This is a genomic window from Paenibacillus sp. IHB B 3084, assembly GCF_001447315.1.
Lineage (GTDB): Bacteria > Bacillota > Bacilli > Paenibacillales > Paenibacillaceae > Paenibacillus.
Genome location: NZ_CP013203.1, coordinates 3,849,381 through 3,875,521 on the forward strand (window position 1 = coordinate 3,849,381; position 26,141 = coordinate 3,875,521).

Below are 26,141 nucleotides of genomic sequence, written 5' to 3' on the forward strand. Positions count from 1 at the left end.
TTCCATAAGCAGCAAGCGCTGTTTGCAGAGTAGCCTTTTTGCGTGGGTACTGCTATGGGTCAGCCGTGGGCGCAGATGTCATTCTGCTTAAATAAATATCGTTTTGCTGATGATTACTAACAAAATGAACAGTACCAGAATCGTTCCTGTGCTTGTGAATGCTCCGAAACCACCGTAACCGCCTCTTGTTTCTTCTGCTCCCATGATCATTCTCCTCTCGGTCATTGTGATGTAGGATACACCGTATATTATGAAACGGATTTTCGGATTGCGTGGGCCAACATGGAGGTGGATTGCCGGAGCGCCTTGTTTTTTTCAGCGGATATGGGGGGATAGAGAGGAAAAGCCACGTTTTGTCGAGAATAGAAGAAGTATGTAATCATTATTACTTGGAAAGTGGGAACGACGAGATGCTGGCAGACAAGCTGCTCGTGAATATATTTCTGGTTTTTGTACCCTTGCTGGTGTACAGCGCTTTATCGGATTATCGACATATGAAACAGACCCCATTGCTCATGGGAGGGGTGCTGGGTATCTCTTCTGTGCTTTGTCTTATTTTCTCGTATAGCTGGTACGGCTTGTTTTGGGATCTCCGATATGTTCCGCTGATCCTCTCCGTTTTATATTTTGGTCCCGGAGCAGGACTGGTGAATATAACACTCATGATGATGGCCCGCATTTATGTTGGACCTGATTCCATCGGAGTGGGGCTGATTAGCATGCTGTTATGTTATCTCGTACCTCTCTTGGTGAGAAAAAAATTTATGCAGCTCAAAGGCATGCTGGCCCGAGTGTTGATAAACATGCTCATGAGTGTGTGGATGAATGTGATCATGCTGGTTATTCTTATGATGCATTCCTGGGCCAACGGCAGACTGGACGAGGATGAAGTCGAGCTGATCAAGGGGGTCCTTTGGTTTGCTATAATTCAATTTCTAAGTATCGGAGCTGCCTCTTGCTGGATGGAGTTTAGTCTCGAACGGGAAGAGATGAGAAAAAAGATCAAATATGCTGAACGTCTCAATACGTTAGGGGAACTGGCCGCTTCCATGGCTCACGAAGTTCGTAATCCGTTGACGGTCGTAAAAGGGTTCCTGCAAATGGCCCAGTCAGGGCTGGAAGGAAAAAACCGCAGATATATGGCGTTGGCGCTGGCGGAGGTGGATCGGGCTGAAAGAATCATTAGCGACTATTTGAATTTATCCAAGCCGCAGATTGGGAAGACGGAGCTGATGGATCTGTCCGGTATGGTTCAACAGATTGTTCTGCTCCTGAAACCGATGGCGGCCAAGCAAGGCGTAAGAATGCAGACGGAGCTGAGGAATGAAATATATCTACATACGGATCGTAATCAACTGTTGCAGGCGCTAATTCATATCACGAAAAATGCGATTGAGGCTGCGGAAGATGGAGGCAAGGTATACATAAAGCTGGCAGTTCAGGAAGAGAAGGCATGTCTGAATATCAAGGATACTGGAAAAGGCATGAGCCCGGAACATCTGGAACGGGTAGGCACTTTGTTTTTTTCGACCAAAGAAGTAGGGACAGGGCTGGGAACGGCAGTCTCTTTTCGTATGATTGAAGCGATGAACGGCAGTATACGGTATGAGAGCGAGCCGGGAGCGGGTACGGAGGTTATCATTTTGCTGCCGCTGGCACAACAATCTTTGCTGGCTGCTGAGGGATAAGTGCTTTGAGTTGTGAATGAATCGTTCAGCAGGAGATATAAAAAACGGTATGCCGCAACATCCGGCACGGCACACCGCTTAATCCAGCTATAAGTCTAACCAGTTAATACCGACCGATTAGATTAGGGGTTCAATAAGTCTTGCACACCACGATAAACAATGTCGTACAAGTCTTCCAGATATTCTTCCTCAATACAGGAAAACGCGATACGGAGATCATGCTCACCCAGTGCAATCGTTCCCACACCATATTGCTCCAGCAGATATGTGCGCAGTTGTTCGGCGGACAAGCCGTTCAGCTTGAGACACATGAAATAACCCGAATTGAAAGGATAGTAACTCCATACATCTCCGTATTTTCCGCTATCAAGTAACGCCTTGACCTTGTTGGCCCGGCCTTTCATGATTTGGAACTTTTCTTCCTTCTGTTGCTCAAAATCCGGTGATTTGAGAGCATCCAGCACGAAGGTTTGCGACGGGTGAGGGCCGCTGGAAATCGTTGCCCGAATGATTCCCAATGTTTTTTGCTCCAGTGCGCTCAGTACATCCTGATGTTCCGAAGCAAAGGTAATAAATCCGACACGGAAGCCCCACACGAATTCTTCTTTGGTAGCTCCGTCAATTTTGACTGGTAAAATTCTTGGATGAAGTCCAGCCAACTGGCCGAATAGCGATTCATGCAGCGAATCCTCGAAGAACAGGCCAAAATAAGCGTCATCCGTCACAACTACGACATTGATGCCTGCTTCTGCTGCTTCCTGAATGGCAGCAACAATCGCTTTGCCTTCTTCGATTCCCGGTGTATAGCCTGTCGGGTTGTTCGGGAAGTTCAGCACAACGATGGCTTTGCCGTATTCCTTCTGCGCCAGCAGCGCTTCACGTAACCCCTCACTATTAAAACGTTGATCCTCTGTGAACAACGGGAAATTCACCAATCGTCCATGACGGCGAATACCGAAGGTCAGCTCATAATTTTCCCAGTTTTTGTCCGGATAAATGACAGCATCCCCTTCATCCGTAAACAGGTCAGCAACGATGCTCAAACCATGAGTCAGCGCGTTCGTAACCACAGGTAGGCTGTAGCTTTTTCCAGCGAGCGACGGGTTTTCCTTCAGCATTTTTTCCCGCCATACACTACGCAGTTCGGGCTTGCCCGCAGGAGGCGCATAAGGGTACAGGTCCTTGGGGCTGTATGCAGACAGCTTCTCCTGAATGACCTCCAAATGCATAGGACCGCTACCCTCGGTAGCAATACCAATTGTAGCGTTGTACTTTTTAGCAAGTTTCCCCGCCTCAGCGGATTGACTTAAAATCCCTTCTTTTGGGAAATAAATCTCTTTACCTAAAAGAGAAAGCATTTCATATACATGCTCGTTGCCTGCCTGAATGTTGCGGTTTAACTGCGCTGCCAGTGGATTCATTCCGGTTTCATCCTTCCAAGTCATTTTGATTACATATTATAGCATTACACACGGTAAGCGTCACGCAAAAGCGTCAACGAAGCTTTCCTGACCTGCTGGAGCATGAATCCACGGGGAGGGAAGGCTTTATTTTTTGCGTAATGGCAGTTCTGCGCTTATATTATAATTTAACGGGATATGGGACAACGAAAGAATAGCATAAGGAGGTGCAGATTTTGCTGGATACGTCTGCGGCATCGTTTATCCTGTTGCCTGCCTTTGCCAAAATTGTGTGTGAGCCGGGCTGGAAATGGCAGGTACGCGAAAGACCGATGCCAAACTACGATTTATTTTATGTATGGAGCGGTGAAGGAACGGTTGTATTGAACGGGGAGTCTTATTCGGTAAGCAAAGGAAGCTGCTTCCTGTTCAAGCCGGGGGATGATACCCGGGCCACGCATAACCCGCAAAAACCGCTCATACTTACCTATATTCATTTTGATCTAACCGAGCCGCCGAAGATTATCCCTGCCAGCTATCGTATGCTGGAGGAAACGGTCGAGGTGGAGCATATGCTTGCAAGGTACGTCCGTCTGCGCCTGGAACGCGCTTACGGGGCAGAGGAGGAGGGCGCGCTAATCCTGAAGCAGCTCATGATACATCTGCTGCGTGCCGACCGCAAGGAGCCGCAGGAGCAGCCGGCCAGCCACCAGCTCACCGAGGTCATCCGGGAAACGGCCAATTATGTGCGCCAGCACCCGGGGCTTCCTCATCGTGTCGAGGATTTGGCGGCACGGGCAGGGTTGTCATCACGTTATTTTTCGATCAAGTTCAAGGAGCTGCTGGGCGTTTCTGCGCAATCTCATATCATCAGCATGCGAATTGAGCGCGCACAGCATCTGTTGCTGCATGCCGGAATGAATGTGACTGAGGTGGCAGAGGCTTTGGGATACCGCGATATTTTTTTCTTCAGCCGCCAGTTCAAGCAACACACGGGAAAAAGTCCATCCGAGATCAGGTAAAGGAATAAGCGGGTGGTTCTGAGGATCGTCATATAACGAATAAAAAAGATAAACACATATGAGAGGACCCGAGCAATTTTGCCGGGTCCTCTCATATGTGTTGTTGTAGTCATGCTGTAACGGCAAACACGCTTACGCTTTCGGAGCGTGCCGGAAGCAACCGAGACGCTGCCCCATTCTTACTACATCCCCTAGCTTCAACGCAGGGTCAGGATCAAACGTGCCGTTTTCGGTCAGCAAAACGACGGTTGAGCCAAACTCGAAATATGCGAGATCGTCGCCTTTTTCCCATGAGACGGCTTCATCATCGGTATATTTGATGCTGCTTACATTCATCGCGCCAACCTTGACGACCGCCACCTCGCCGTATTCATGGGCAATGTACGTAATCTGCCGTTCATTGCGGCTCAGAACCGCTCTCATATGCTGTAAGCCGAAGTCATTCACCGGATATACCTTGCCGCGCAAATGCTCCTTCTCCACCAGTGTACCGGATACCGGCGCATGAATACGATGATAATCAGTCGGACTGAGATACAGTACAAAGGCGTAGCCATGCGTGTATTTCTCAAGACGCGGCGAACGGTTAAGCAACTCATCCAGCGTATAGTCCTGACCTTTGACATTCAAAATCGTGCCGGACGTAATTGGGCCAGTGAATGTAATCCGCGCATCCACCGGACTGGTCATCACCTCGGCGTTCGTATCAATCGGGCGCATGCCCGCTTTTAATTTGCGTGTAAAATAGGCGTTCAGGGAAGGATATTCCTTCCATTCCTGCTCAGCCTCATGCGTCTGGATCTGGTACGTACGTATAAAGGTGGGGATAAAAAGTCGGCTTGCACCGCTTTGCGCGAAGGAACCCACGACCCGACACACCCACTTGCGCGATGATAGCTCGGTCATGAGCCGCAGCCACTGTTTTGCCATTTCAGATCCCCCTTGTTCATTTCCGAGCCGTCTTGGCCGGAACCTGTCCGGCCGCTCTGAACTATATTGACACAGAATGTGACGTAAATCAATACAGTGGACGGTCGAGTGAACGGTCGGTGTCTGCCGGGGGCATCCGTTCGAGAAGCCAACGCGCATAAGCCATCGGCTGAGTGTACGTTTCTTTCCAGACATTGTTCATGCCTGCCTGGCTGAAGCCGTAGCGCTGATCGCGGCCGTTGCATTCGATAAAAACAATCTTGCCTTTCTGCGTAATGCCCAGGTCCAGACCGACGTCAGCCAGCCGGGGAAGGTTTTGTGCCAGCCGATGAACGATTTGCAGCGCGAGTCTTTCCAATTCATTCATCAGACGGGCTGCGTTCCATGGCTGAGCCGTCTGTGCCTGTGACAACACCTCTGGCAAGGAACGGGCCGAGCCGCCCTGCGCCACATTGGAAACGAAGGTGTGGGAGGGAGCAATTTTGGCAAACATGCCTGTCACGCTCCAAATACCGCCATATCCGCGTTGCACCGTCACACGAATATCAAAAGGACGGTTGTTATACAAAGCGAGTGGTAATGTTTCCTGCACGATATGAGGACTACGCAGTAACCGCTTGTGTAGAAATGAAGGCAGTTCTCCGGCGTACAGGCGCAGTGTGATCCACCGATCGGGTACAGTGGGATGTGCGCATTGTAAAGTCCAGTCACCACGGGAATGTCTCAGGCGCATAATTCCTCTGCCGATGCTCCCGCTGCTTGGCTTGATGATGACATCTCCGGTCTGCTCCATCAAGGTACGAATCGAAGTCCGGTTGCCTTGCAGCGTACGTGGAAGATGGGGATGGAGCAGAGGGTCTTCCTGCAATATTGCATGTATGTGGTCCTTACGGAAACGGTTTTGTTCATTAAAGATGTAAATTCCGTTCTCCACCAGTCTGTTGATTTCACTGGCATTTTCGTTCTGTCGATAGAGGGTCCGATTATGGATGACCCGTGGCAACGGGAGAGTCATCTGACGATGGCCGTTACCATGTTTAACAAAAGCCCGGCATGTTCCGGTCGGTATATGAATATCCTCCAGACGAAGAAAGCAGGGGATTAGCTCGTAGCTCAATCCGGCGTCTTCGTAATTGAAGAGTGATTCATATCCCGTCCTCATGGCGGGGATGCCCCGGTACGTCACCGGGTTGAGCATGACGCCGACATGCAGCATGGGTGTGTCCGCCCTTCCTTGTTGAGACTCCAACTGACAACTCAGTGGTTCTAGTCCATCATATGTATCAAAGATCGGCCAGGCATGGACGGTAGCCTTACTGCATGCCCAAAGTGAGAAGCCAGGCACCTTTCAGGCAGGGAGGCGATATGATACACCATGAGTGTTGAAGAGAATTACAGGTGAGCGCTTGAATCAGAGAGGAAAGAAGGTGCAGGGCTGATGCAGAGGCCGAAGGTGGCAGTCGTTACACCGGGCTCTTTTGTTATACCTTCGCCCCGCAGCAGCTCGGTAGAGCGGGTTATTGCCCATATGGTACCGCTGGCCAGCGATAAGCTTCAGGTACAGATATATGGCATACGGGGAGATGAGGTGCCAGATAACGCCGATGTGGACGGGGTGCCATGCATACGTTATAAGCAAGGGCCAAGTTATGTTCCCGAGGTGATCGCCGACCTGAAAAGGTGGTCTCCTGCGGTGGTTGATGTGCACAACCGCCCGGCTGTGGCATATGCGATCCACAACGCTTTGCCCAATAGCCGGATCGTGCTGACTTTACATTCGACCACTTTCATCCGGGAGCCGCACCTCAAACGGAAGGAAGTGGATCGACTGCTGCAGCCGCTGGAGCGGATCATCGTGAACAGCGCCTATATGGAGGCAACCGTAGCTACTGACAGCTCTGATGCTGTCAGGGAACGCATCGCTATAAATGAGCTGGGCATTCATCCCGGCGATTTTCTGCCGCGATGGACACCTGCGGCAGAAGCGGTCAGAACGGCGCGGCTGAGCGATTACGGCTGGGCAGGCCGCCGCATCGTGCTGTATGCGGGCAGATTGGTGTCGGGCAAGGGCGTTCATCGGCTGCTCAAGGCCCTGCCGGGCATCGTCCGTGCCTGCCCGGATGTGCTGCTGCTCATTGCAGGCAGTGCCTATTACGGGCAGAGCCGCTTCACGCCCTATTCGGCGTCGCTGCATCGGCAGACGCGTAAGTTGAGATTGGGAAAGCACGTCAAGTTTCTCGACTATGTTCCCCATCCGGCGTTGGCCTCGCTGTATCAGTTGGCCGATGTGACCGTTGTTCCTTCGGTGGGAAGTGAGGCCTTCGGGCTGGTTAATCTGGAAGCGATGGCCGCAGGTGTACCTGTGGTTGCTTCCCGTACGGGCGGCATCCCAGAGGTTGTACGGCACGGGGAGACGGGCTGGCTTGTGTCTCCATCTCCGGGGGAGCAGGAAATGGCTGCTGCTGTCATCGGACTGCTCCAGCAGCCTGACTTGCGGCGGCGCATGGGAGAGGCCGGGCTTGCCGAGGTACGAAGACGATTTTTATGGCAGCATTCAGCACAGCGCTGGGCGCAAATCATGCTGGATTGCGTAACGTAGTGACGTGAGCCCAGCTGTGAGCATAGGCTATCCTATAGGCATTAGCCATGATTCCCAGCCGGGTGAATGAAGCGGAGCGACCGCTGGTTCACTTCTGTGCCAAAGGAGCGGTCATTATGAACCATAATAGTAAGGATAAAAGAACAGTGCGGCGTAACCTTTCCAATGCAGTTCCTTCCCCTCGTATAGACAAAAATAAAACGGTTCCCCCATCCGGCAACAGCAAACCGATCCAGCGGGAGACGGTGAGTGTAAAGTCTATCGTGGAAAGCCAAGCTCAAGCACATGACCTTATTGCAGTGGATGAAGCAGCATGGAGGAAGCACAAGCTTCCCAAGACGTTGGAGGAAGCCATGCTGCTCAACCGGGGGTCTGTACTGCTGCTGTCTGTGCCAGAGACGGATGCAGAACCTGGGACGGAATACGGCCTAACGTCTGTAACGTCCAGAGGTCAGATAGAGCAGGAATCGTTGCTGGATTGCTCCATTACCAGTATCCACATTGCCGAAGGCAGACATCGCCCCAAGCAGCAGCGGGTAGCGTTGTCCGCTGACAAGCCCGTTGCTGCTCTTACGGATGATGACGAATCTCCACTTAACATGACCTATGATGACGGGCTTCTCCGCGAGCACACATTTAATTCAAGAGCGGCTTCAACACGGTTTGGCAGCACTCCCTTTCACATTCCCGCAGAAGCGTGCAGGGATGAAGTGAGCATTGTGTTTGAGCAGCCATTCAAGGACGTGCATTATGCAATCACAGGAAATGCGAGCATACCGGGGGTAACGGTATCTGTCACGAAATGTCAGAGAGATTCGACGGTGTTCACGGTGGAACGCGCACACGCAGGTTCGGTTTGTGAAGGTTTGATTCTGTGGATTGCAATCGGGCACGATTAAAAGATGCCTATATAATGGTTGCGAATTTGCTTAAAACAAGAAAAAGGCATCCCGATGAAGGGACGCCGTATTCATGAGAGGAAAGAGGGCATACTTGTAATGGTAATATCGCCCTCTTTTGGTACTTCCTAAGTAGAGCCAGATGTTTGCTTGTTTAAGCTCAATTTATTTCACACCTACAGCGTCAAAGGATTTAATGGCAGAAATGACTGCTATTGAATTTTCACCATAGCTGTCCTTGGCTGCCTGAATAACGGCGGCGCGTGCAGTGGAGAAATTAGAGGTGGAGGTCAGGTAATTTGTAAAGGCATTATAGTAAATATATACAGCTGCATCACGTCCGATTCCATCTACCTTGACACCATGGAAGGTGCCGCCTTGTGCCAGCAGATAGTAGGCTTTGTTAATAATGCCGCTATTAGTGTGGGTACCACCATAATCCTCGTTATTAGGGTCGGTATCAAAATTGCTGTAGTGATCTACCTGACCGTATTTGACAGGATCGGAAAGGGAGCGGATTGCGTCACCCTTAATTTTTGGTGTATAAGCGACTTTGCCAAAATCCCAGTTGGTACGCTCAATGTCGTTACCGATAATATCCGAGATGCTTTCACTCAGTGCGCCAGATTCAGCGAAATACACCAGCCCGGATGAATGCTCGGTCACGCCGTGAGTCAGCTCGTGAGCAACAATTTCAAGGTCGCTGCTGAAAGGGGCAAATAACGTGCCGTCACCGTCTCCGTATAGCATATGGGTGCCGCCCCAGTGGGCATTATTGTAGTTCTTTTCCCCATAATGGACTGCCGAAGCAATAGCCATGCCACGTCCGTCGATGCTGTCGCGTCCAAATTTTTCTTTATAATAATCATAGGTGCGAATGGCATAAGCATGGGCATCCACCGCAGCCGGATCTTTCCATACGTTATCTGTACTTGTATAAAGGGTGCCTGGAAGCGTCTCGGTATTGTGAACATTGTAAGTTAAGATGCCTTTACCACGAGTCGCATCCTTCAATTGGTAGTTTTTACCAGAAGCCGTTGTTTCGAACGTTTTGGTATCCCCGAGTACACCACGACCTGTGCCGATTACTTCATTGAGGATGTCATACTTGAACACGATTTTGCCGTCATTGGCATCAATAAAGTAACGTGTGCGCAGTAAGGTAGGCTGCAAAATATTAACTTCCGTTACATAAACCAGACGTGTTGTGTCTCCATCAGGATAGATGTACAGTTCTGCCTTAGGGTCCACGCTCGGTTCCAGATTGGCGATTTTGGCGATAGGTGCAGTTGCAGGCTCTACCGCTTCCAACTTGCTATTCTTCAGTTCAGTTGTTTTTTCCAGATTCAAATTATCCTTGTCCATAGAGGAAGATTCTTCGTTGTTAGATGCCTCTGCGTAGGTGTCTTTACTCACACTGCTAACGTCCCCGGAAGGTTCAGCAGCGGTATGGGCGGAGGAAGAGAGGGATTGAACACGTGTAGCTGCATCTTCATACGCGGTATAGACGGCCTCAGTAGCACTGATTTTTGGAGTTGTATTTTCTTTAGCGTCGGCTTGTTGATCTTCTGAAATGACAGCTCCCAGATAAGAAGTAATTTTACCAGCCTTATTCACATGGATGGTCTGCTCGGCTCCAAATACAGGGATTCCATCCACATACTGTTTTAGGCGATAATGTTGCGTACCGAATTTATCACTGGTTCGATCCACGATCCGAAATTGCTCACGGACACGGGTGCTGCTGTTGGTATTGTCCATACTCATTAATGTTTTCTGTTGTCGATTCAAAAAGCTCCAGACCAGATTGTCACCTGATACCGATGAAGGAGACTTCCAGTTTACGGTTTGAAATGTTGGCGTAAACTGAGTGGGATCGGGAACAGAATTCTCCGCTGCGGCTGCGGATGCCCCAGGTACTACAGAGCCTAAGAGCATAGCCCCTCCAAGAAGTGAAACCCATACTTTTTTCATTAAATACTCACTCTCCCAAGTTGATGTGAGGATGAAAATCATCCTGTTTGAATAGGCATGGCGCCATGTATGTAGGTCTTGTTGCTTTTTTGAAACGTGAAGAGGATGGAAAGAAATTACCTTATGCAAAAAAACCAGATATAGTTTTTTGCAATTCTATCTTCTCGGCTCTGATGTTAGCACAGAGATTGTCGAACGAGAAGAATTATTTTACAAATAACTCCAAAATGATTCAATAGTCCCAAAATATTAATTTGTTTGTCGTATATCGTCGAAACAAATCGAAAAAAAGGGGCATCCCGTTAAACGGGACGCCACAGGCTCAAGGAGGAAGGGGTACAGACTTACACTGTACCCCTATTTTTTGTCCACTTATAAGTAGGATCAAATGATAGCCACATAACAGGCTTCTATCTACTGAATGAGGAACACTTTCGAGGAATACGGGATATGATTTACTTGATTCCTACAGCATCAAAGGATTGAATAGCGCTGGTTACTGCTGGCGAATCAGCACCGTAGAGGTCCTTGGCCGCCTGCACTACAGCCGCGCGTGCGTTAGAGAAGTTGGAGGTAGAGGTCAGATAGTTCGTAAAGGCATTATAGTAAATGTATACAGCCGCTTCGCGTCCGATACCACTAACCGTAACGCCATGGGACGTACCGCCTTGTGCCAGCAAATAATAGGCTTTGTTGATAATACCGCTATTCGTATGGACTCCTCCTTCATCATCATTGTTAGGGTCCGGGTAAAAATTGGAATAGTGATCCGGCTGGCCATATTTTGCAGGGTCGGATAGAGAGCGCAGAGCGTCGCCCGGAATGTTAGGCGTATAAATGCCATCGCCAAGGAGCCAGTTGCTACCATCCATATCATTACCAATAATATCTGAGAAGGCTTCATTCAGCGCACCGGATTCACCGTAATACTCCAGATTGGAGGTGAACTCTGTGACACCGTGGGTGAGTTCATGCCCCACGACATCGGGATCACCGCTGAAAAAGGTAAATAATTTGCCGTCGCCGTCGCCATATGTCATTTGAGAGCCGTTCCAGAAGGCGTTGTTATATTTTTTGCCGTAATGGACGGTCGAACGGATTTGCATGCCACGTCCATCAATGCTGTCACGTCCGAATTTTTTCTTATAATAATCAAAGGTTCGAATGGCGTAGGCATGGGCATCAACACCCGCCGGATCATCCCATACATTATCCGCATCCGTCAAAATAGTACCTGGTGTCGTTTGGCGGTTGGCAGCGGTGTAGGTTACGATCCCGTTACTGCGTGTCGTGTCTCTCAACTGATATCCGTTGCCGGAAGCGGTGGTCGTGAACGATTTTATTTCACCATCTACGCCGCGACCGGTGCCCGTTGCGTTGTTGAGGATGTCATACTGGAATACAATTTTTCCGTCTTTGGCATCAATAAAGTAGCGTGTACGCAAAGGTGCAGGCTCCAGAATATTAACCTCTGTCACATAAACCAGCCGTGTAGTCTCACCGTCAGGATAGATGTACAGTTCTGCTTTAGGTTCCACACTTGGCTCCAGATTGGCGATTGTGGCAATGGAGCTTTGTTCGGCTGCTGCCGCTTCAATGTGGCTGTTCTTCAGCTCGTCTGCATGTTCCGGACTGAAATTGATTTTATCAATAGAGATGGATGTTTCGTTGTTAGATGCTTCCGCGTAAGTGTCTTTACTTACACTGCCTTGATCCTTGCTGCCCTCGGTAACGTTATTGGTGACGGAAGGGTAGGATTGAATTCGTGTAGAGGCTTCTTCATACGCGGTATAGACGGCCTGGGTAGCACTGATTTTTGGAGTGGTATCCTCGGTGGCGTCTTGCTGTTGATCCTCTGAAATGACGGCACCCAGATAAGAGGTGACTTTACCGGACGGATTCACATGGATGGTCTGCTCGGCTCCATATACGGGAACCCCGTTTACATACTGCTTCAACCGATAATGGCTTACACCGGATTTGTCGCTTGTACGATCAATAATGCGAAATTGGTCACGAACACTGGTGCTGTCTACACCTATCAGCGTTTTCTTTTGTCGATTCAAATAACTCCATACAATATTGTCACCGGATACGGATGAAGGAGCCTTCCATTGTTCTGCGTGAAAGGTTGGCGTAAGCTGAGTGGGATCAGGAACGGAATTCTCCGCTGCTGAGGCACCGGGTGCTACAGCCCCTAATAATATAGCTCCCCCAAGCAGTGAAACCCATACTTTTTTCATTAAAAAAATCACTCTCCCCAAATTTAGGTCAGGATGATGTGCATCCTGTTTTGTTTTAGGCATGGCGCCATGTATGTAGGTCTTGTTGCTTTTTTAAAACGTGAAGATCATGAAAAAAATGAACTTATGCAAAAAAACAAGTTTTATTTTTTTGTGATTCCACCGTCTTGGCTCTGATATTAGCACAGAGAATGTAGGACGAGAAGATGTATATTACAAATTACTCCAAAATGAGTCTAAAGACCCTTATTTAGATTTTATTTGTCTTATTTGGTCGAAATTGATCGAAAACGTACAGAAGACAAAAAAAGGGCGTCCCTTTGAGGGGACGCCATAAACATAAGGGGGAAGGGGCGCAGACTTGTACACTGCACCCCTATTTTTTCGTCCATTTTATGAGCTGGGTTGGATGACAGCTGCACAATGGCAAAGGTCTATGGACGAGGATGAATAAGGGGGATTGCAATTATGATTTAGTTAACGCCTACAGCGTCAAAAGATTTGGCGGCTGCGGTTGCTTGCGCTGAATTCGCACCGTAAAGGTCTTTTGCTGCTTGCACCACAGCGGCGCGTGTATTGGAGAAGTTGGAAGTAGAAGTCAGGTAGTTCGTAAAGGCACTATAGTAAATTTGGACAGCTGCGTCGCGACCAATTCCACTCACAGTTACGTTATGGAAGGTACCACCTTGTGCCAACAGATAATATGCTTTATTAATAATGCCGCTGTTGGTATGAACGCCCCCGTTATCCGAGCTGCCTTTATACAAGTTGGAATAGTGGTCTGGTTGATCGTACAGGGTAGGGTTAGACATAGAGCGCAGAGCATCCCCCGCAATGTTTGGCGTATAAATATCATCGCCTACAAGCCAGTTTTTGCGCTGGATGTCATTGCCGATGATGTCCGAGAAGGACTCGTTCAACGCACCGGATTCCCCGTAATAATCCAAATTTGAAGTATACTCTGTAACACCGTGCGTGAGTTCATGACCAATTACATCGGGATCACCACTGAAAGCGATAAATGTGGTACCGTCCCCGTCTCCATAAGTCATTTGGGAGCCGTTCCAGAAGGCGTTGTTGTAGCGGCTGCCGTAATGGACCGTCGAACGGAGTTGCAGGCCACGCCCGTCAATACTGTTGCGTCCGAATTTGTCCTTATAGTAATCATATGTTTTGGCCGCATAAGCATGAGCATCTACGCCGGCTGGATCATTCCATACGTTATCGGCATCCGTCAGGAGCGTACCTGGAATGGTCTGACGATTGGAGGCCGTGTAGGTCACGATTCCGTTACCACGTGTTGTGTCTTTTAATTGATAGCTGCTTCCGGACTGCGTAGTGTTGAACGACTTGGTATCACCAAGCACACCTTTACCTGTGCCTGTCGCTTCATTAATGATGTCATATTGGAATACGATTTTACCATCATTGGCATCAATGATGTAGCGAGTACGCAGTGGCGCAGGCTCTAAAACATTGACTTCTGTCACATAAACCAGCTGCAGGGTATCCCCGTTAGGATAGAAGTACAGATCGGCTTTAGGATCTACTTCAGGCTGCAGATTAGCAATTTTGGCAATGGAACTTTGTTCTGTCTCCACCGCTTCAATTTTGCTATCTTTCAGGGCAGACGCTTTATCAAGACTAAGCTCGTCCTTATCAACAGATGTTGTTTTGTCGTTGTTAGCAGCTTCTGCGTAAGTGTCTTTACTTACACTGCTTTGCTTTTCAGCATCTGTAGAGATCGTATCGTCGGAGGAAGGGAGGGCTTGAATCCGTGTAGCTGCTTCTTCATAAGCGGTATATACGGCCTCGGTAGCACTGATTTTCGGAGTTGTACCTTCCGTAGCTTCTTGCTGCTGATCCTCAGTAATCACGGCCCCCAGATAAGAGGTGACTTCACCAGACTTGCCCACATGAATCGTCTGTTCAGCTCCATATACGGGAATCCCGTTCACATACTGTTTCAGCCGATAATGACTTACACCGGATTTGTCGCTTGTACGATCAATGATGCGAAATTGATCACGGACACTGGTGCTGTCCGTACCTAGCAACGTTTTCTTTTGTCGATTCAAATAACTCCATACAATGTCGTCACCCGACACCGATGAAGGGGCCTTCCATTGCTCGGTGTGGAAGGTTGGCGTAAGCTGACTTGGCTCTGAAACGGAACTTTCCGCAGATGCACCAGACGCTACCGACCCTAATAACATAGCTCCTCCAAGAAGCGAAACCCATACTTTTTTCATTTAAAATTCACTCTCCCCGGTTAATGTCAGGATGAAGACCATCCTGTTAAGAAATAGGCATTGCGCCGTTTATGTTGGTCGTGTTGTCGTCTGGAACATGAAGAAAATGGAACGTGAAGAAGAAAAACCGAAGTGTCTTTCATGAAGCGTGCGTGAAAAGAGGGTACTGCATGTGAAGCTTACAGTCTGAAAAGGTGACAAACTCCTCCTTTCCTGTCGTATAAGTAAAAGTGGAATAAAGGCGGATAATGGAAAAAAGTTGTCTTATGCAAAAAAAACAAATGTTGACTTTTTGAACTCCCATCATCTGGCTCTGATATTAGCACAGAGAATGACGGACGAGAAGATGTATGTCACAAATTTATCCAAAATGATTCTTTAGACCCTAATAACTCATTTATTTAATAGGATTAATAAGAAATGTCAAATAAAGTCGAGAATTGCTTTGTCGAAAAGACTCCACGCTTGCCGTTACACACGCGTTTTAGAGCGCATAGGTTATGTTGAACTGTCCTAATTATGCTGTCTATCCATACAGCAGCAAGGGAGGTGAGGTGGGAGCATGAGGAAGCAGGCAAGATTTGGATTCAAGGCCAATCGCAGGCGGCATTCCAATGCGCATGACCCCTACCCGAAGGTGTGGCTGCCTGTACGAACGCCATCCGTGCATATCACCCCGACCCCTGTAACAAGGAGGGGACCAGGCACAGAAGCAGAAGTACAGACAGGTGAAGAACGGCCACCCGGTTCGTCTTCGGCGGGAAAATTGCTCGTATCCGTCATCATTCCGGCTATGAATGAGCAAAAAACGATCGGGGCTGTGGTCCGTGAGGCACGCCATGTTCATCCACATACCGAGGTCATCGTCGTCGAGAACGGATCAAGCGACAGGACAGCCAAGGCGGCAAAAGCAGCGGGTGCGCGCGTGCTTTCCTTCCCGCAGCCATTGGGGCATGATATTGGCCGCCGAGTCGGAGCGGAAGCGGCTTCCGGGCAGGTACTGCTTTTTCTGGATGGTGATATCGTCATTCCCTGCGTCAGACTCAAGCCATTCATACAGGCCGTATGTGCTGGAGCGGATGTTGCACTGAATGATTACCATGGGCCGGTAGAGCGTACGTCGGTGCATCCTGTGGTTGAAGCGAAGCATGTATTGAATATTTTGTCGAACCGTGCTGATTTAGGAGGGGCATCCATGACGGGAATCCCGCATGCCATAAGTCTAAGGGCTCTAAATAAAATAGGTCTAAAGTCCTTGGAAAAACCTCCGTTATTTCAGGCCATGTCGATCGCTTCTGGCTTGCGGGTTGTGACTGTTCGTGGAATAGCCGTCGGTAAAGTGAATGCGACCCGCAAAAAAATGAACGGCAGGGACCCGCTTACGGATGTGGTTGTACAGGATCATCTTGACGCGATTGCCTGGCTTACATCACATCTGGGGACGCGTGCAGGATATACGGATTTGAAACGCAAACGGATCAGAGACGAGGTGAAGCCGTGAGCAGAGCGTATCGTAAAGGGAGGCATGATGACCGAAGCCGGGGCATACGTCGGGTTCAGCGAAGACATGGAACGACGACCGCGATGGACAGCCGCAGGGTGAGGAAACCTGCGCCCCGACGGAGGGAAATGATCGAAGTTCATCCCAGGGAGGTTCGGGCATTGCCCGGGGATATCCTGCTGCGGGGAACCGCCGCCGCAGTGGTCAGTGCCTGCAACGAGGAATCTACGATTGGCGGGGTGCTGAGCGAGCTGGAAAAGCTGCCGTTTACGGATATCATCGTCGTATTGAACGGTTGCACGGACGGCACACGTTCTATAGTAGCGAAGCATCATCCGGGTGTGACCCTCGTCAGCGTGCCGGATCGGCTCGGGCATGATGTTGGACGGGCGGTAGGCGCACGTATAACGCAGGCTGATATCGTGCTGTTTGTGGACGGGGATCTTCCGATTCCTGCGGCTGATTTGCTGCCTTTCCTCAACGCAGTGGATCAAGGAACGGATGTGGCGCTTAATGATCTGAGCAGACATTTGCCGCCATACTTCCGACAGGACAGCGTGACCCGATGCAAAGGATTTCTGAACCGCGTGCTGCGCAGGCCGGATCTGGGGGCAAGCTCCTTGACTGCTGTACCGCACGCGTTATCACGGCGTTCGCTGGAGCTACTCGGTCCGGCTATGCTCGCTGTTCCGCCGAAAGCCCACGCTATGGCGGTGTTGCACGGTATGAAGGTGACGGCAGTACATGCCGTCGACGTCATTGGAACAAACCGCAAGCGGGCTTTCAATATCGGCAAAGGGAATGTCATGGAGCAACTGATTGTCGGCGATCATGCGGAGGCACTGGCTGCGGTGTTTCAGGTAGCCGGAGCTTCCCCGCTCGGACCTGTTCCAGCGCGGGCCGACGTCGCCAAAGGGAGGAATGCACGATGAGTCTGACGAGCATTATTATTCCGACCTATAACGGTCTGCACCTGCTCAAGCCGTGTATTGAGGCGATTCGGACACATACAGCAGATGTGCCTTATGAAATTATTGTTGCGGACAACGCTTCAAATGACGGAACGGATGATTTTTGTGAAGCCGAACGGCTGATTAGTATCCGTCTCCCCAAAAACCGGGGTTTTCCGGCAGCTTGTAATCAAGGGCTTCGGCTGGCTTCGGGTGATCAGCTCGTCATTTTGAATAATGATGTGACGGTTACACGGGGATGGTTATCCAATATGCTGGTTGCATTGCGGAGCCAAAGCACAGTGGGACTGGTGGGACCAGTGACGAATTATGCTAGCGGTACTCAGCAGATTGACGGATTAGCAGGGGATTTGGATAGCTGTCTCCAGTTTGCAGAGCAGAATAATGCAAGTAATCCGTCCAGATGGCAGGAGGTCAAGCGGCTGGTCGGGTTTTGTCTGATGTTCCGGCGTGAGCTGATGGAACGGATCGGATTACTGGATGAACGGTTTAACCCCGGGCATTATGAGGATGACGATTATTGTCTGCGCGCACGTGTACATGGCTACAAACTGTTGATGTGCAGTGACTGTTTTGTCTATCACCAGGGGAGTGCGAGCTTTTCACGTTCGGAATCTGCCTGGGTCGAAGAGTTGATTGAGCGGAATCATCGTTTGTTTATGGACAAATGGAACATAGACCCCAGAGCGTTTATTGAGACTGGAAATAGCGGAGCTTTAGGCACCGAACATGCTGTCGAAGGAGGAAGGAAGATATGAAAGGGGTTATTCTCGCAGGAGGAACCGGATCGCGCCTTCATCCGTTGACTTCATTACTCAACAAGCATCTGCTTCCGGTCGGCAAGTATCCCATGATCGTGTATGGTATTGAAAGACTGCGACAGGCGGGGATTACCGATATGCTTCTGATTATTGGCAAACAATCGGCCGGGCTGTACACCGATTTTCTGGGCAGCGGCAGCAATTATGGTGTTCAACTGACGTACCGGATTCAGGAAAAGGCGGGCGGCATTGCGGAAGCACTCGAACTGGCGAAAAGCTACATGGAGCCAGGAGAAAAATTCACCGTTTTGCTGGGTGATAATCTGTTCAAGGAAGATCTGGGACCTGTTATTGAACGGTTCGGGCAGCAGCCTCCGGGGAGCGCTAGAGTATTGTTAAAAAAGGTGGCAGATGCCCACCGCTACGGAGTACCCGTGTTTGATCCCGAGCGGCCTGAGAGCATAGCGCGGATTGAAGAAAAGCCGCAGCATCCCCAGTCCAGATATTGTGTAACTGGCATCTACATGTACGATACCGCCGTGTTCGATAAGATCCGGCAGATTACACCTTCGACGCGTGGCGAGCTTGAAATCACGGATGTAAACAACTGTTATGCGGCAGAAGGCAAGCTTGAATACGACATTTTGCGGCGGTATTGGAGCGATGCAGGGACCTTCGATTCCCTTCAGGAAGCCGGGGTGAAAATGAAAGGGCTTCTGCCCTGATCTCAGCGATACACCTTCCGGCCGGGCCAGGCATATATTATGGGCATAATGCCACCCGGAGGAGTGAACGGCATGAAACGCCTGAGTATAAAAAGGAAACACAGCAAGAGGCTCAGTAAGAAAGGCTATTGGGCGGGGTATAAAAGAGGTCGGGAGCAGGGCAGCAGATTGGGCCAGGCTTCGTTCGGCAAGGTCTTTGAAGGCATCAGCATTATCATTCCGTCCTATAATCAGCTTCATCGGCTTCGCACCTGTATTGATCGTATTGAGGAAAATACAAGCCAGCCGCATGAAATCATCGTGGTGGATTGCGGCTCAACGGACGGAACACGCACCTATCTGCTGCGTAAAAGCATCGCTGTGCGTTACGCGCTACTCCAAAAGGATATCCATTTGACAGGCAGCTTGAATCAGGGACTGATGATGGCGAAAGGCACGACCATTGTGGTGCTGGACCCCAATGCGCTGGTAACGCCAGACTGGCTGGATCGACTGCTGGAGTGCTTGCACAGTGATCCGCGTATCGGTGTCGTCGGACCTGTAACGAACGGTCCGTTCGGAGAGCAACAGATTGAGGTACCTTATACGAACGAACATGAAGCACGTCTTTTCGCCATGTCTCATAATGTTTCCAATCCGGCCGCATGGCGGGAAACCCAAAGTCTGGCCGGATTTTGTTTGCTGCTGCGCAGAGAGACGCTGGAAAAGACGGGCTACTGGGACGAAGCCTGTCACAGTGGTCAGGAGGCAGATGCAGATTGGCTGTTGCGTGTACGTTTGTTGGGGACACGTCTGGCTATTGCGGGAAATGCGTTTATCCATTGCACGGAAAGTGATCGGGATACGGCTTATGCCTTCCCCCAGACGACCGGAGAAGGCGGTTTGACGGAGGATGGTAGCCGGAACCGATCCTTTTTTGTCCAAAAGTGGGGGGATGCGGATAAGCTGCTCCACAGCCTCAAATTCGGCACATCAGAGCCGGACAGCCCGACATCGCCAGCCAAGGCCCGACACGGGTCGGCGGCAATCTTTTATCCCGTTGGAGCACTCGTTAAGGGACCGTCTGGTGCAATATATCGGCTGGAGCCGGGGAAAAGACGCCTTCTGCATGGAGTCAGTGGTGCGGGAGGTGAGGACGTTGCCCCGGTCAGAGTATCCCAGCTTGATCTGCTGGCCCTTCCGCTGGTACCGAAGCCGGAGGTGATGATTTCCGATGTCGCGGATGCACCCGTAACTGCACAGCCAGGTGTTCTGGAAAATGTGGAAACTGTGCATATTCCCGGCGAGTATGCACCTGTGCTGGCAGCCCCGGAACTGGAGAACATGCCTGCACTGCCTACACTTAATATTCCGGCTCAACGCATGCGATGGATTCAGGTCCTTTATGCGGAAGGCGGGCAACTGTATCAGATCGGGAAAGGCTGGAAGAGGCCGTTCCTTACCCCCTATGCCGCCATGAGCTGGCTGGCGGCTGACTACCGGATTCGGCTGTTGGCCCCCGCCGATTTATCGGCTTTGACGGAGGAAAGACCCATTATTGCACCACCGGTATTGCACGGGCATTTATAATGCTCGGAATAGGCGCTTTTAGGCGGAACCGACTCCACGCTGCCGCATACGCTGTAGTAGCGGAAAGCCCGTAGGCAATTCGTGCGTTCCGCACGGCGGAGCACATAAAGGAGGGGCTTATGCATAACCAGGTAGACGATTTGCTGATCCATATTTCGCACTCGCAGCAGCAGATGTCAAGGCTGTTGGATGCGGAACGGCAGGTGGTCGTGCGCATGTCGCAGATCATACATGAACTGCCGGACGAAGAGCCGCGTTTTGATGGAATTCCGGGTATTCTCGACAGCTCGGGACAAGTAAACAAAAGCATTGTTGCCTACTTGAACGGTATTGCCGATCTTCAGGAAGCAATGGCTGAAATGCTCGTTCGTGTCGTGAAAGAGACGGCATACCCGGACGAAGAGTAACGTACCAACCGAGGGCAGGGAGTGAACACATGAGTAGGGAAAAAGCAATGATTCATATGCTGGACGCAGCTTCCAAAATGCAATGGAATGTGTCCATGATCCTGGAGGCCAAGGCGGTAGAAGCCGAAAAAATGCGTAATTGGACGCTGAACCATCTGGAGCCTCACGCATTTGACACGGATGAAGAACAATTGGGACGGCCTTTGGAAATTCATGAGCAGATGGTGGAAATGCTGGAGGGTTTAACCCGGCTTCAAACCGGACTGTGCAGTAATCTCAAGGCATTACTGGATCAGGATGAGCAGCAAGGTGGCGGAATGGAAGGGATGATGGGAGGAATGGGACCGGGGATATGAGCTAATGAGCATGAGGCGCGAACGTGAGATCAAGCTGGATATGATGGAGTCCATTGCTGCCAGCCAGCACGCCGTTGCCCGGATGCTGAGCAGTCTTGCGGACTTGACGCCCCATGCAGATATGTCCGCTACCCGTCTGGTGGAAACCATTCGTATGCTCAGCAACTACCAGGGGGAAATCACGCAGATGTTGGCGGGCATCCCATTAAGACGACAGGTGTATGGAAAACCGACTCAGCCGTGGCTCCAGCTACCTGTTCCAAAAACAACGACGAGGAAACTAAGGAGGAATGAAAATGAGAATAAGGTGGGAACGCGTCACGCGGGGAAAAGCCCGTAAAAGACGCAAAAGCACCCGGCGTTCGAGCATCCGAAGATTAAAGCTGAGAAAAAAACGTCTGCTTGCTTTAAGACGGCGTAAAAGAGGGCTTCACTCCGCCCGCAGAAGCCGTCCTCATCGGCGTCGGCAGAAAAAACCTCAGCCCACCCCGGCGGCAGCCCCTGCTGCGGAGAATCCACAGCTCGAGCCTGTTGTACTGGAGCATGATCCGCAGGCATTTCAGCAGGGATATGATGCAGCTTACAACGAGGGTTTCAATTCAGGCTTTGCCAAAGGTTATGAAGATGGCCACCAGGTCGCTTACAAGGCTCAGTAAACTGTGCAAATTATCTATTACTGCTCATCCCCCGAAGCTAGCAGCTTCGGGGTTGTTTGCGGTTCGGCAGTTGGACGGGCAAACGCCAATTTTGTCCGGGCAGTGGCAGTCGTCCATGATGCGTTTGACCCCTCCGCATATAGTTTAGGAGTGACAGAAGTTTATCCTACAACAGGACAGGGTGAAGGATGTGAACGATCAACGAAGCGGAAATGAACGCGAAGCATACCGATGCGGCTATCGGGAAGGACGCAGAATGGGCGGTTGCACGGCTGCTCTGTCACAGGTCGTGGCAATACAGCCTGCTGTTCGCCAGTTGAAAGTGTTGTATATTCCGCAAGGTTTCGCAGCTATAGACACAGGTGTTCAAGAGGCATTAAGCCAAGTATGCAGCGAATTGGTCATCGGTACTCCTGCCACGATGCTGGCTGACGCCGAGGCCCATCGACCCGACCTCGTGCTGGTCATGAACGGGCTGCATGTTTTTCCACCGGATCATCTGGAGCAGGTGCAGCAAATACGGGGCCTGGGCATTCGGACAGCCATATGGTTTGTAGATGATCCCTATTTTACGGAGGATACGGCGTTGATCTGCCAATCCTACGATGTTGTATTTACGCACGAGATGTCATGCCTGCCGTTTTATCGAGATCAGGGAGTGGCACAGGTACACTATTTGCCGCTTGCTGCGTCAGCCCGGATCTTTTATCCCCGGCGGGTGGAGCGGGAGCACCAGCATGACATTTGCTTCATCGGGAATGCCTTCTGGAACCGAGTGAAGCTGTTTGACCACCTCGCTCCTTTTTTGGCGGACAAAAGAGTGCTGATCGTAGGTGGGCACTGGGATCGGCTGACCCGACGGGATGTGCTGGAACGATTTATCCGTCCAATCTTCATGGAGCCGGAGGAAACAGCCAAATATTATAACGGCTCCAAAATTGTTATCAATCTGCACCGTCCAACGGACCCCGGACTGGATAACCGGAATACGCATCAGCTATCCGCGGAGTCCATTAATCCCCGGACCTACGAAATTGCTGCCTGCGGCACGCTCCAGATGACGGACATTCGGAAAGATTTGGACCGCTATTACAGACCAGGCTATGACATTGAAACCTTTGGTGGAGCAGAGGAGCTGAAGGTCAAACTGGACTACTATCTCAAGCATGACTGGGAACGTGAGCACATGGCTTGGCGCGGGCTGCACACCACCATGCAAAAGCATATGTACACGAATCGTATGGAAGAATTGCTGGACAAGGCGATGGCCTAAAGTAAACACCAAAAACAGTGAGGAGTGAAAGTGATGACGATATCTACGACAGGACCGTTTGACCCGGCCACAACCTCCTGGGAAAAGGGGAGAGCTGCGGGACTCGGTGATGGATACGACGAAGGCTATTTGCGCGGACGCGCCAATGCGATTCTTGCCCGGACGAAGGCGGTCTTCCCTTTTCGGCAAATCCATGTGCTGTATGTAGTCTCCGGTAAGGGTCTTCCCTATTCTCCACTGGATGAAGCGGTGATCACCACGTTGCAAAGTATGACGGCTCAGGTTACCGTAACCGACCCGCGTCAGCCAGTAGGTGATATTGCTACCCAGCTCCGTCCGAATCTGATGCTGGCGCTGGATGGGATGGATCTTCCGCTGGAGCAGGTGAAAGCGGTACGTCAGTTGGGCATTCCAACCGCAATCTGGCTGACGGATGATCCCTATTACACGGACACGACGACCAAAATTGTTACGCATTATGACCATGTGTTCACGCTGGAGCTGAATTGCATCGAAATGTACCGCCAGCTCGGCTGTTCGTCTGTACATTACTTGCCCTTTGGGGCATTTCTGACTCAATATTTCCCGCTTAGCTCTCCCGCTTCCGTACGGCGTGAAATCGGATTTACCGGCTCAGCTTACTGGAATCGCATCTATTTCTTTAATCCGATTATGCCGCAGCTTATGGCCCGTAATATTAAAATCAACGGAATCTGGTGGGATCGTCTCCCTGATTATCAATCGTACGGCGATAAAATCGAGCAGGGCCGCTGGATGTCTCCAGCCGAGACGAATGACACGTATAACGGCAGCAAAATTGTCATTAATCTTCATCGTTCACATCAGGATGATTCCGTGAATAACAATGCTCTGAAAATTCCGGGAGCGTCGCCGAATCCGCGCACGTTCGAAATTTCTGCCAGCGGCACCTTGCAGCTCACCGACACACGGGATGATCTGGCTCGTTTTTACAAGCCGGGAGAAGAAATTGAGACGTACAGTTCCCAGCAGGAGCTGCTGGAGAAGATCGAGTTTTATTTGACACACGAAAAGGAACGCCGTGAGATTGCCCTGCGTGCTCTGGAACGGACTCTGCGTGAGCATACGTATGGTCACCGGATTGACCAGCTGCTGTCGGTCGTATTACCTTAATTCGGTTCAAACGCCCGATGGTCGTTATTTTAAAGGAGGTGAACTCCGATCAAACCGAAAATGATGCTATTCAGCCATGTTAGCAATGTCCGCAGCATTACGGGAGCGGAAAAGCTGTTATTGCAATTTTGTGTAGACATTCGTATGTACTTCGACTGCATTCTGGTGACGCCCGCTGAAGGACGGCTGACCATAATTGCCCGCAAGCGCGGAATTACCGTCCAAATTCAGAACCTGCCCATGCTGCATGGTATGTACACCCCGTATGAGGGATTGGAGCAGGATGCGGAGAATTTGCGAAACCATGCTTCGTACGCACCGTTGCTTCAGTTGCTACAGCAAGCGCGTCCAGATGTGGTGCTGGTCAATACCTGTGTGAACGTCATGCCCGCGATGGCTTCCCATGAGTTGAATATTCCGGTGGTCTGGAAAATAACCGAAGTCATTAACCAGAATGAGCATACACCTGTCTCGGTTTCCATCATCGAGCGTTACAGCCGATGGGTCATCGGTATTTCGCAAGCCGTCTTGCGGCCTTTGCACGGGGCGGGGCTGACACGTCCGCATACGGTGTTGTCTCCTTGTCGGGATATGGATATGCCGCCGCACAAAGAGCATGTACTGCAACGGAAACGCAAACGTGAAAAGCTGGGGTTGAAGGAATCCCATATCTGTATTGGTTATATTTCTTCCTTTATCTATGAAGCCAAAGGATTGTTGCCTTTTGTTCAAATGGCTCTGAAGCTGTGTGAAACGAATTCGCGCTGTCGCTTCTGGATCATCGGCAGCTCGGTGGACTCGCAATATTACGTAAAATGCGTCTCTTTAATCCGCCAATCCCCCTACAGTCGCCGATTCCAGTTCAGCTCATTTGAGGAATCTGTATCCACTGCCTATAGCGCGATGGATATGGTCGTTATCCCAAGCATGGTGGAGGAAGGCTTTGGTCTGACGGCATTGGAGGGACTGGTTTACGGCAAGCCGGTTGTGGCCTTTGCGCAGGGTGGACTTGTGGAGCTGATGGAGGCGACCGGAAATACAGAGTTTTTGGTAGAGCCGGGAAACAGCGATATGCTGGCGGAAAAAGTGGGCTATCTGCTCAATCATCCTCAGGAAGTGGAACGGATCGGTGTACGCAACAATAGCGCTGCTATGCGTGTATACGGACCTGATTCCTATAAAACCAGCCTGCACGTCATGGTCAGCCAATGGGTGTGCCATAATCCGCAATGGTTCCCGCTGATTCGGCAGCCGGGAGGACCGATATGGACGCGGGAGGGAGAAGGGCTTCGTCAGGTCACTGCGATACCAGAGGCTTTTACCAGCACCATTCGGGAATTTCCCGAATCGGTGGTCTGCCAACTGCCTGTGCTTGGTCTGCCGCCTATTGAGTATGTGGCCATTCCGGGCTTGCCGCAGCTACCCGCTCCTGTGCCGGAGCCACCCGCTCCTGTGCCGGAGCCATTGCCAGACCCGCCTCACGACAAGCGTGGCATTCGGGCGAGACGCAAGCATATCAGACCGCGCAATCGCAATCGCAAGCGCAAGGGTAAGAGCAACACCAGCAGCAGGAGCCATCGCATTCGCTGGTTTCCGTCAAGGCTTCTGCCGAAATCCAAGTCCAGACAAAAGCTCAGGTTGAAGCGGAAGCTCAAACGGAGACTCAAGCTCAAGCGCGTGTCGAGGCATTTGCATCCGAACAAGCGGAAGCGGTTAGCGCTCAAGGCTGGACGCTACAAAAAACAACGGTCCGGGTGAAAGCA

Annotated in this window: 23 protein-coding genes; 16 read left to right on the forward strand and 7 right to left on the reverse strand. The window is 50.6% G+C overall.

Annotated features, from left to right (window positions below; genetic code table 11):
• Nucleotides 1-87: 87 nt before the first annotated feature.
• Nucleotides 88-204, reverse strand: a complete 117-nt coding sequence (locus ASL14_RS28195; protein WP_209440990.1) for a YjcZ family sporulation protein — start codon at nt 202-204, stop codon at nt 88-90.
• A 149-nt stretch (nt 205-353) separates the two neighbouring features.
• On the opposite strand from ASL14_RS28195, the gene ASL14_RS18040 reads away from it, so the two are divergent.
• A complete protein-coding gene (locus ASL14_RS18040) occupies nt 354-1,688 on the forward strand; it encodes a sensor histidine kinase (RefSeq protein WP_223264020.1) in 1,335 nt (444 codons plus the stop codon).
• 122 nt (nt 1,689-1,810) lie between these two features.
• On the opposite strand, the gene ASL14_RS18045 is transcribed toward ASL14_RS18040, so the two are convergent.
• Nucleotides 1,811-3,109, reverse strand: coding sequence for an aminotransferase class I/II-fold pyridoxal phosphate-dependent enzyme (locus tag ASL14_RS18045; RefSeq protein ID WP_134912901.1), 1,299 nt, complete (start codon nt 3,107-3,109; stop codon nt 1,811-1,813).
• A 215-nt stretch (nt 3,110-3,324) separates the two neighbouring features.
• Here ASL14_RS18045 and ASL14_RS18050 point away from each other — a divergent pair, with 215 nt between their 5' ends.
• Nucleotides 3,325-4,110 carry a helix-turn-helix domain-containing protein gene (locus tag ASL14_RS18050; protein ID WP_134912903.1) on the forward strand — a complete coding sequence of 262 codons (786 nt, stop codon included), beginning with the start codon at nt 3,325-3,327 and terminating at the stop codon, nt 4,108-4,110.
• Between the two features lie 132 nt (nt 4,111-4,242).
• Here the strand turns inward: ASL14_RS18050 and asd are convergent, their stop codons facing one another.
• Both asd and ASL14_RS18060 read right to left on the reverse strand, forming a co-directional pair.
• Entirely contained in the window at nt 4,243-5,040 is a 798-nt protein-coding gene (gene asd / locus ASL14_RS18055) for an archaetidylserine decarboxylase (protein WP_134912905.1), read from the reverse strand.
• An 88-nt stretch (nt 5,041-5,128) separates the two neighbouring features.
• Complete coding sequence (locus ASL14_RS18060; protein WP_134912907.1) at nt 5,129-6,256, reverse strand: YheC/YheD family endospore coat-associated protein; 1,128 nt, start codon at nt 6,254-6,256, stop codon at nt 5,129-5,131.
• A gap of 222 nt (nt 6,257-6,478) precedes the next feature.
• Between ASL14_RS18060 and ASL14_RS18065 the strand changes: the two genes are divergently transcribed.
• Entirely contained in the window at nt 6,479-7,639 is a 1,161-nt protein-coding gene (locus tag ASL14_RS18065; protein WP_134912908.1) for a glycosyltransferase family 4 protein, read from the forward strand.
• Nucleotides 7,640-7,755: 116 nt separating this feature from the next.
• Nucleotides 7,756-8,538 (forward strand): WIAG-tail domain, encoded by a 783-nt coding sequence (locus tag ASL14_RS18070; RefSeq protein ID WP_223264021.1) that lies wholly within the window; start codon nt 7,756-7,758, stop codon nt 8,536-8,538.
• 165 nt (nt 8,539-8,703) lie between these two features.
• Here ASL14_RS18070 and ASL14_RS18075 read toward each other — a convergent pair whose 3' ends face one another.
• The 3 genes from ASL14_RS18075 to ASL14_RS18090 form a co-directional block, all read right to left on the reverse strand.
• Complete coding sequence (locus tag ASL14_RS18075) at nt 8,704-10,512, reverse strand: M4 family metallopeptidase (RefSeq protein WP_134912910.1); 1,809 nt, start codon at nt 10,510-10,512, stop codon at nt 8,704-8,706.
• A 455-nt stretch (nt 10,513-10,967) separates the two neighbouring features.
• A complete protein-coding gene (locus tag ASL14_RS18085; RefSeq protein ID WP_134912912.1) occupies nt 10,968-12,755 on the reverse strand; it encodes a M4 family metallopeptidase in 1,788 nt (595 codons plus the stop codon).
• A 473-nt stretch (nt 12,756-13,228) separates the two neighbouring features.
• Nucleotides 13,229-15,007, reverse strand: coding sequence for a M4 family metallopeptidase (locus ASL14_RS18090; protein ID WP_134912913.1), 1,779 nt, complete (start codon nt 15,005-15,007; stop codon nt 13,229-13,231).
• Nucleotides 15,008-15,569: 562 nt separating this feature from the next.
• On the opposite strand from ASL14_RS18090, the gene ASL14_RS18095 reads away from it, so the two are divergent.
• The 12 genes from ASL14_RS18095 to ASL14_RS18150 all read left to right on the forward strand — a co-directional run bounded on the left by ASL14_RS18095 (nt 15,570) and on the right by ASL14_RS18150 (nt 26,136).
• Nucleotides 15,570-16,508, forward strand: a complete 939-nt coding sequence (locus ASL14_RS18095) for a glycosyltransferase family 2 protein (protein WP_134912914.1) — start codon at nt 15,570-15,572, stop codon at nt 16,506-16,508.
• Between the two features lie 83 nt (nt 16,509-16,591).
• A complete protein-coding gene (locus tag ASL14_RS18100) occupies nt 16,592-17,440 on the forward strand; it encodes a glycosyltransferase family 2 protein (protein ID WP_431091375.1) in 849 nt (282 codons plus the stop codon).
• Nucleotides 17,437-18,237: a glycosyltransferase family 2 protein gene (locus tag ASL14_RS18105; RefSeq protein ID WP_134912916.1), complete on the forward strand. Its 801-nt coding sequence runs from the start codon at nt 17,437-17,439 to the stop codon at nt 18,235-18,237. The genes ASL14_RS18100 and ASL14_RS18105 overlap by 4 nt, the downstream gene beginning before the upstream one ends.
• Nucleotides 18,234-18,965: a sugar phosphate nucleotidyltransferase gene (locus ASL14_RS18110; protein WP_134912917.1), complete on the forward strand. Its 732-nt coding sequence runs from the start codon at nt 18,234-18,236 to the stop codon at nt 18,963-18,965. The genes ASL14_RS18105 and ASL14_RS18110 overlap by 4 nt, the downstream gene beginning before the upstream one ends.
• 72 nt (nt 18,966-19,037) lie before the next feature.
• Complete coding sequence (locus tag ASL14_RS18115; RefSeq protein ID WP_134912918.1) at nt 19,038-20,534, forward strand: glycosyltransferase family 2 protein; 1,497 nt, start codon at nt 19,038-19,040, stop codon at nt 20,532-20,534.
• 119 nt (nt 20,535-20,653) lie between these two features.
• Nucleotides 20,654-20,941: a hypothetical protein gene (locus ASL14_RS18120; RefSeq protein WP_025684990.1), complete on the forward strand. Its 288-nt coding sequence runs from the start codon at nt 20,654-20,656 to the stop codon at nt 20,939-20,941.
• A gap of 29 nt (nt 20,942-20,970) precedes the next feature.
• On the forward strand, nt 20,971-21,297 hold the full coding sequence (locus ASL14_RS18125; protein WP_134912919.1) for an alpha-helical endospore appendage domain-containing protein: 327 nt from the start codon (nt 20,971-20,973) through the stop codon (nt 21,295-21,297).
• A gap of 4 nt (nt 21,298-21,301) precedes the next feature.
• Complete coding sequence (locus ASL14_RS18130) at nt 21,302-21,637, forward strand: hypothetical protein (RefSeq protein ID WP_134912920.1); 336 nt, start codon at nt 21,302-21,304, stop codon at nt 21,635-21,637.
• Nucleotides 21,594-21,953, forward strand: a complete 360-nt coding sequence (locus ASL14_RS27435) for a hypothetical protein (protein WP_187644873.1) — start codon at nt 21,594-21,596, stop codon at nt 21,951-21,953. The genes ASL14_RS18130 and ASL14_RS27435 overlap by 44 nt, the downstream gene beginning before the upstream one ends.
• Nucleotides 21,954-22,134: 181 nt before the next feature.
• On the forward strand, nt 22,135-23,226 hold the full coding sequence (locus ASL14_RS18140) for a CgeB family protein (RefSeq protein WP_134912921.1): 1,092 nt from the start codon (nt 22,135-22,137) through the stop codon (nt 23,224-23,226).
• A gap of 33 nt (nt 23,227-23,259) precedes the next feature.
• Nucleotides 23,260-24,378: a CgeB family protein gene (locus ASL14_RS18145; RefSeq protein WP_134912922.1), complete on the forward strand. Its 1,119-nt coding sequence runs from the start codon at nt 23,260-23,262 to the stop codon at nt 24,376-24,378.
• A gap of 60 nt (nt 24,379-24,438) precedes the next feature.
• Nucleotides 24,439-26,136: a glycosyltransferase gene (locus tag ASL14_RS18150; RefSeq protein ID WP_134912923.1), complete on the forward strand. Its 1,698-nt coding sequence runs from the start codon at nt 24,439-24,441 to the stop codon at nt 26,134-26,136.
• The last annotated feature ends 5 nt before the right edge of the window (nt 26,137-26,141 follow it).

Coding starts and splice junctions, on each gene's coding strand:
- ASL14_RS18090 (WP_134912913.1), bottom strand. CDS start 15,007: ATGAAAAAAGTATGGGTTTCGCTTCTTGGAGGAGCTATGTTATTAGGG.
- asd (WP_134912905.1), bottom strand. CDS start 5,040: ATGGCAAAACAGTGGCTGCGGCTCATGACCGAGCTATCATCGCGCAAG.
- ASL14_RS18085 (WP_134912912.1), bottom strand. CDS start 12,755: ATGAAAAAAGTATGGGTTTCACTGCTTGGGGGAGCTATATTATTAGGG.
- ASL14_RS18045 (WP_134912901.1), bottom strand. CDS start 3,109: ATGAATCCACTGGCAGCGCAGTTAAACCGCAACATTCAGGCAGGCAAC.
- ASL14_RS18095 (WP_134912914.1), top strand. CDS start 15,570: ATGAGGAAGCAGGCAAGATTTGGATTCAAGGCCAATCGCAGGCGGCAT.
- ASL14_RS18075 (WP_134912910.1), bottom strand. CDS start 10,512: ATGAAAAAAGTATGGGTTTCACTTCTTGGAGGGGCTATGCTCTTAGGC.
- ASL14_RS18065 (WP_134912908.1), top strand. CDS start 6,479: ATGCAGAGGCCGAAGGTGGCAGTCGTTACACCGGGCTCTTTTGTTATA.
- ASL14_RS18125 (WP_134912919.1), top strand. CDS start 20,971: ATGAGTAGGGAAAAAGCAATGATTCATATGCTGGACGCAGCTTCCAAA.
- ASL14_RS18150 (WP_134912923.1), top strand. CDS start 24,439: ATGATGCTATTCAGCCATGTTAGCAATGTCCGCAGCATTACGGGAGCG.
- ASL14_RS28195 (WP_209440990.1), bottom strand. CDS start 204: ATGGGAGCAGAAGAAACAAGAGGCGGTTACGGTGGTTTCGGAGCATTC.
- ASL14_RS27435 (WP_187644873.1), top strand. CDS start 21,594: ATGAGAATAAGGTGGGAACGCGTCACGCGGGGAAAAGCCCGTAAAAGA.
- ASL14_RS18060 (WP_134912907.1), bottom strand. CDS start 6,256: ATGCTGCATGTCGGCGTCATGCTCAACCCGGTGACGTACCGGGGCATC.
- ASL14_RS18130 (WP_134912920.1), top strand. CDS start 21,302: ATGAGCATGAGGCGCGAACGTGAGATCAAGCTGGATATGATGGAGTCC.
- ASL14_RS18120 (WP_025684990.1), top strand. CDS start 20,654: ATGCATAACCAGGTAGACGATTTGCTGATCCATATTTCGCACTCGCAG.
- ASL14_RS18145 (WP_134912922.1), top strand. CDS start 23,260: ATGACGATATCTACGACAGGACCGTTTGACCCGGCCACAACCTCCTGG.
- ASL14_RS18115 (WP_134912918.1), top strand. CDS start 19,038: ATGAAACGCCTGAGTATAAAAAGGAAACACAGCAAGAGGCTCAGTAAG.
- ASL14_RS18105 (WP_134912916.1), top strand. CDS start 17,437: ATGAGTCTGACGAGCATTATTATTCCGACCTATAACGGTCTGCACCTG.
- ASL14_RS18070 (WP_223264021.1), top strand. CDS start 7,756: ATGAACCATAATAGTAAGGATAAAAGAACAGTGCGGCGTAACCTTTCC.
- ASL14_RS18100 (WP_431091375.1), top strand. CDS start 16,592: ATGGACAGCCGCAGGGTGAGGAAACCTGCGCCCCGACGGAGGGAAATG.
- ASL14_RS18110 (WP_134912917.1), top strand. CDS start 18,234: ATGAAAGGGGTTATTCTCGCAGGAGGAACCGGATCGCGCCTTCATCCG.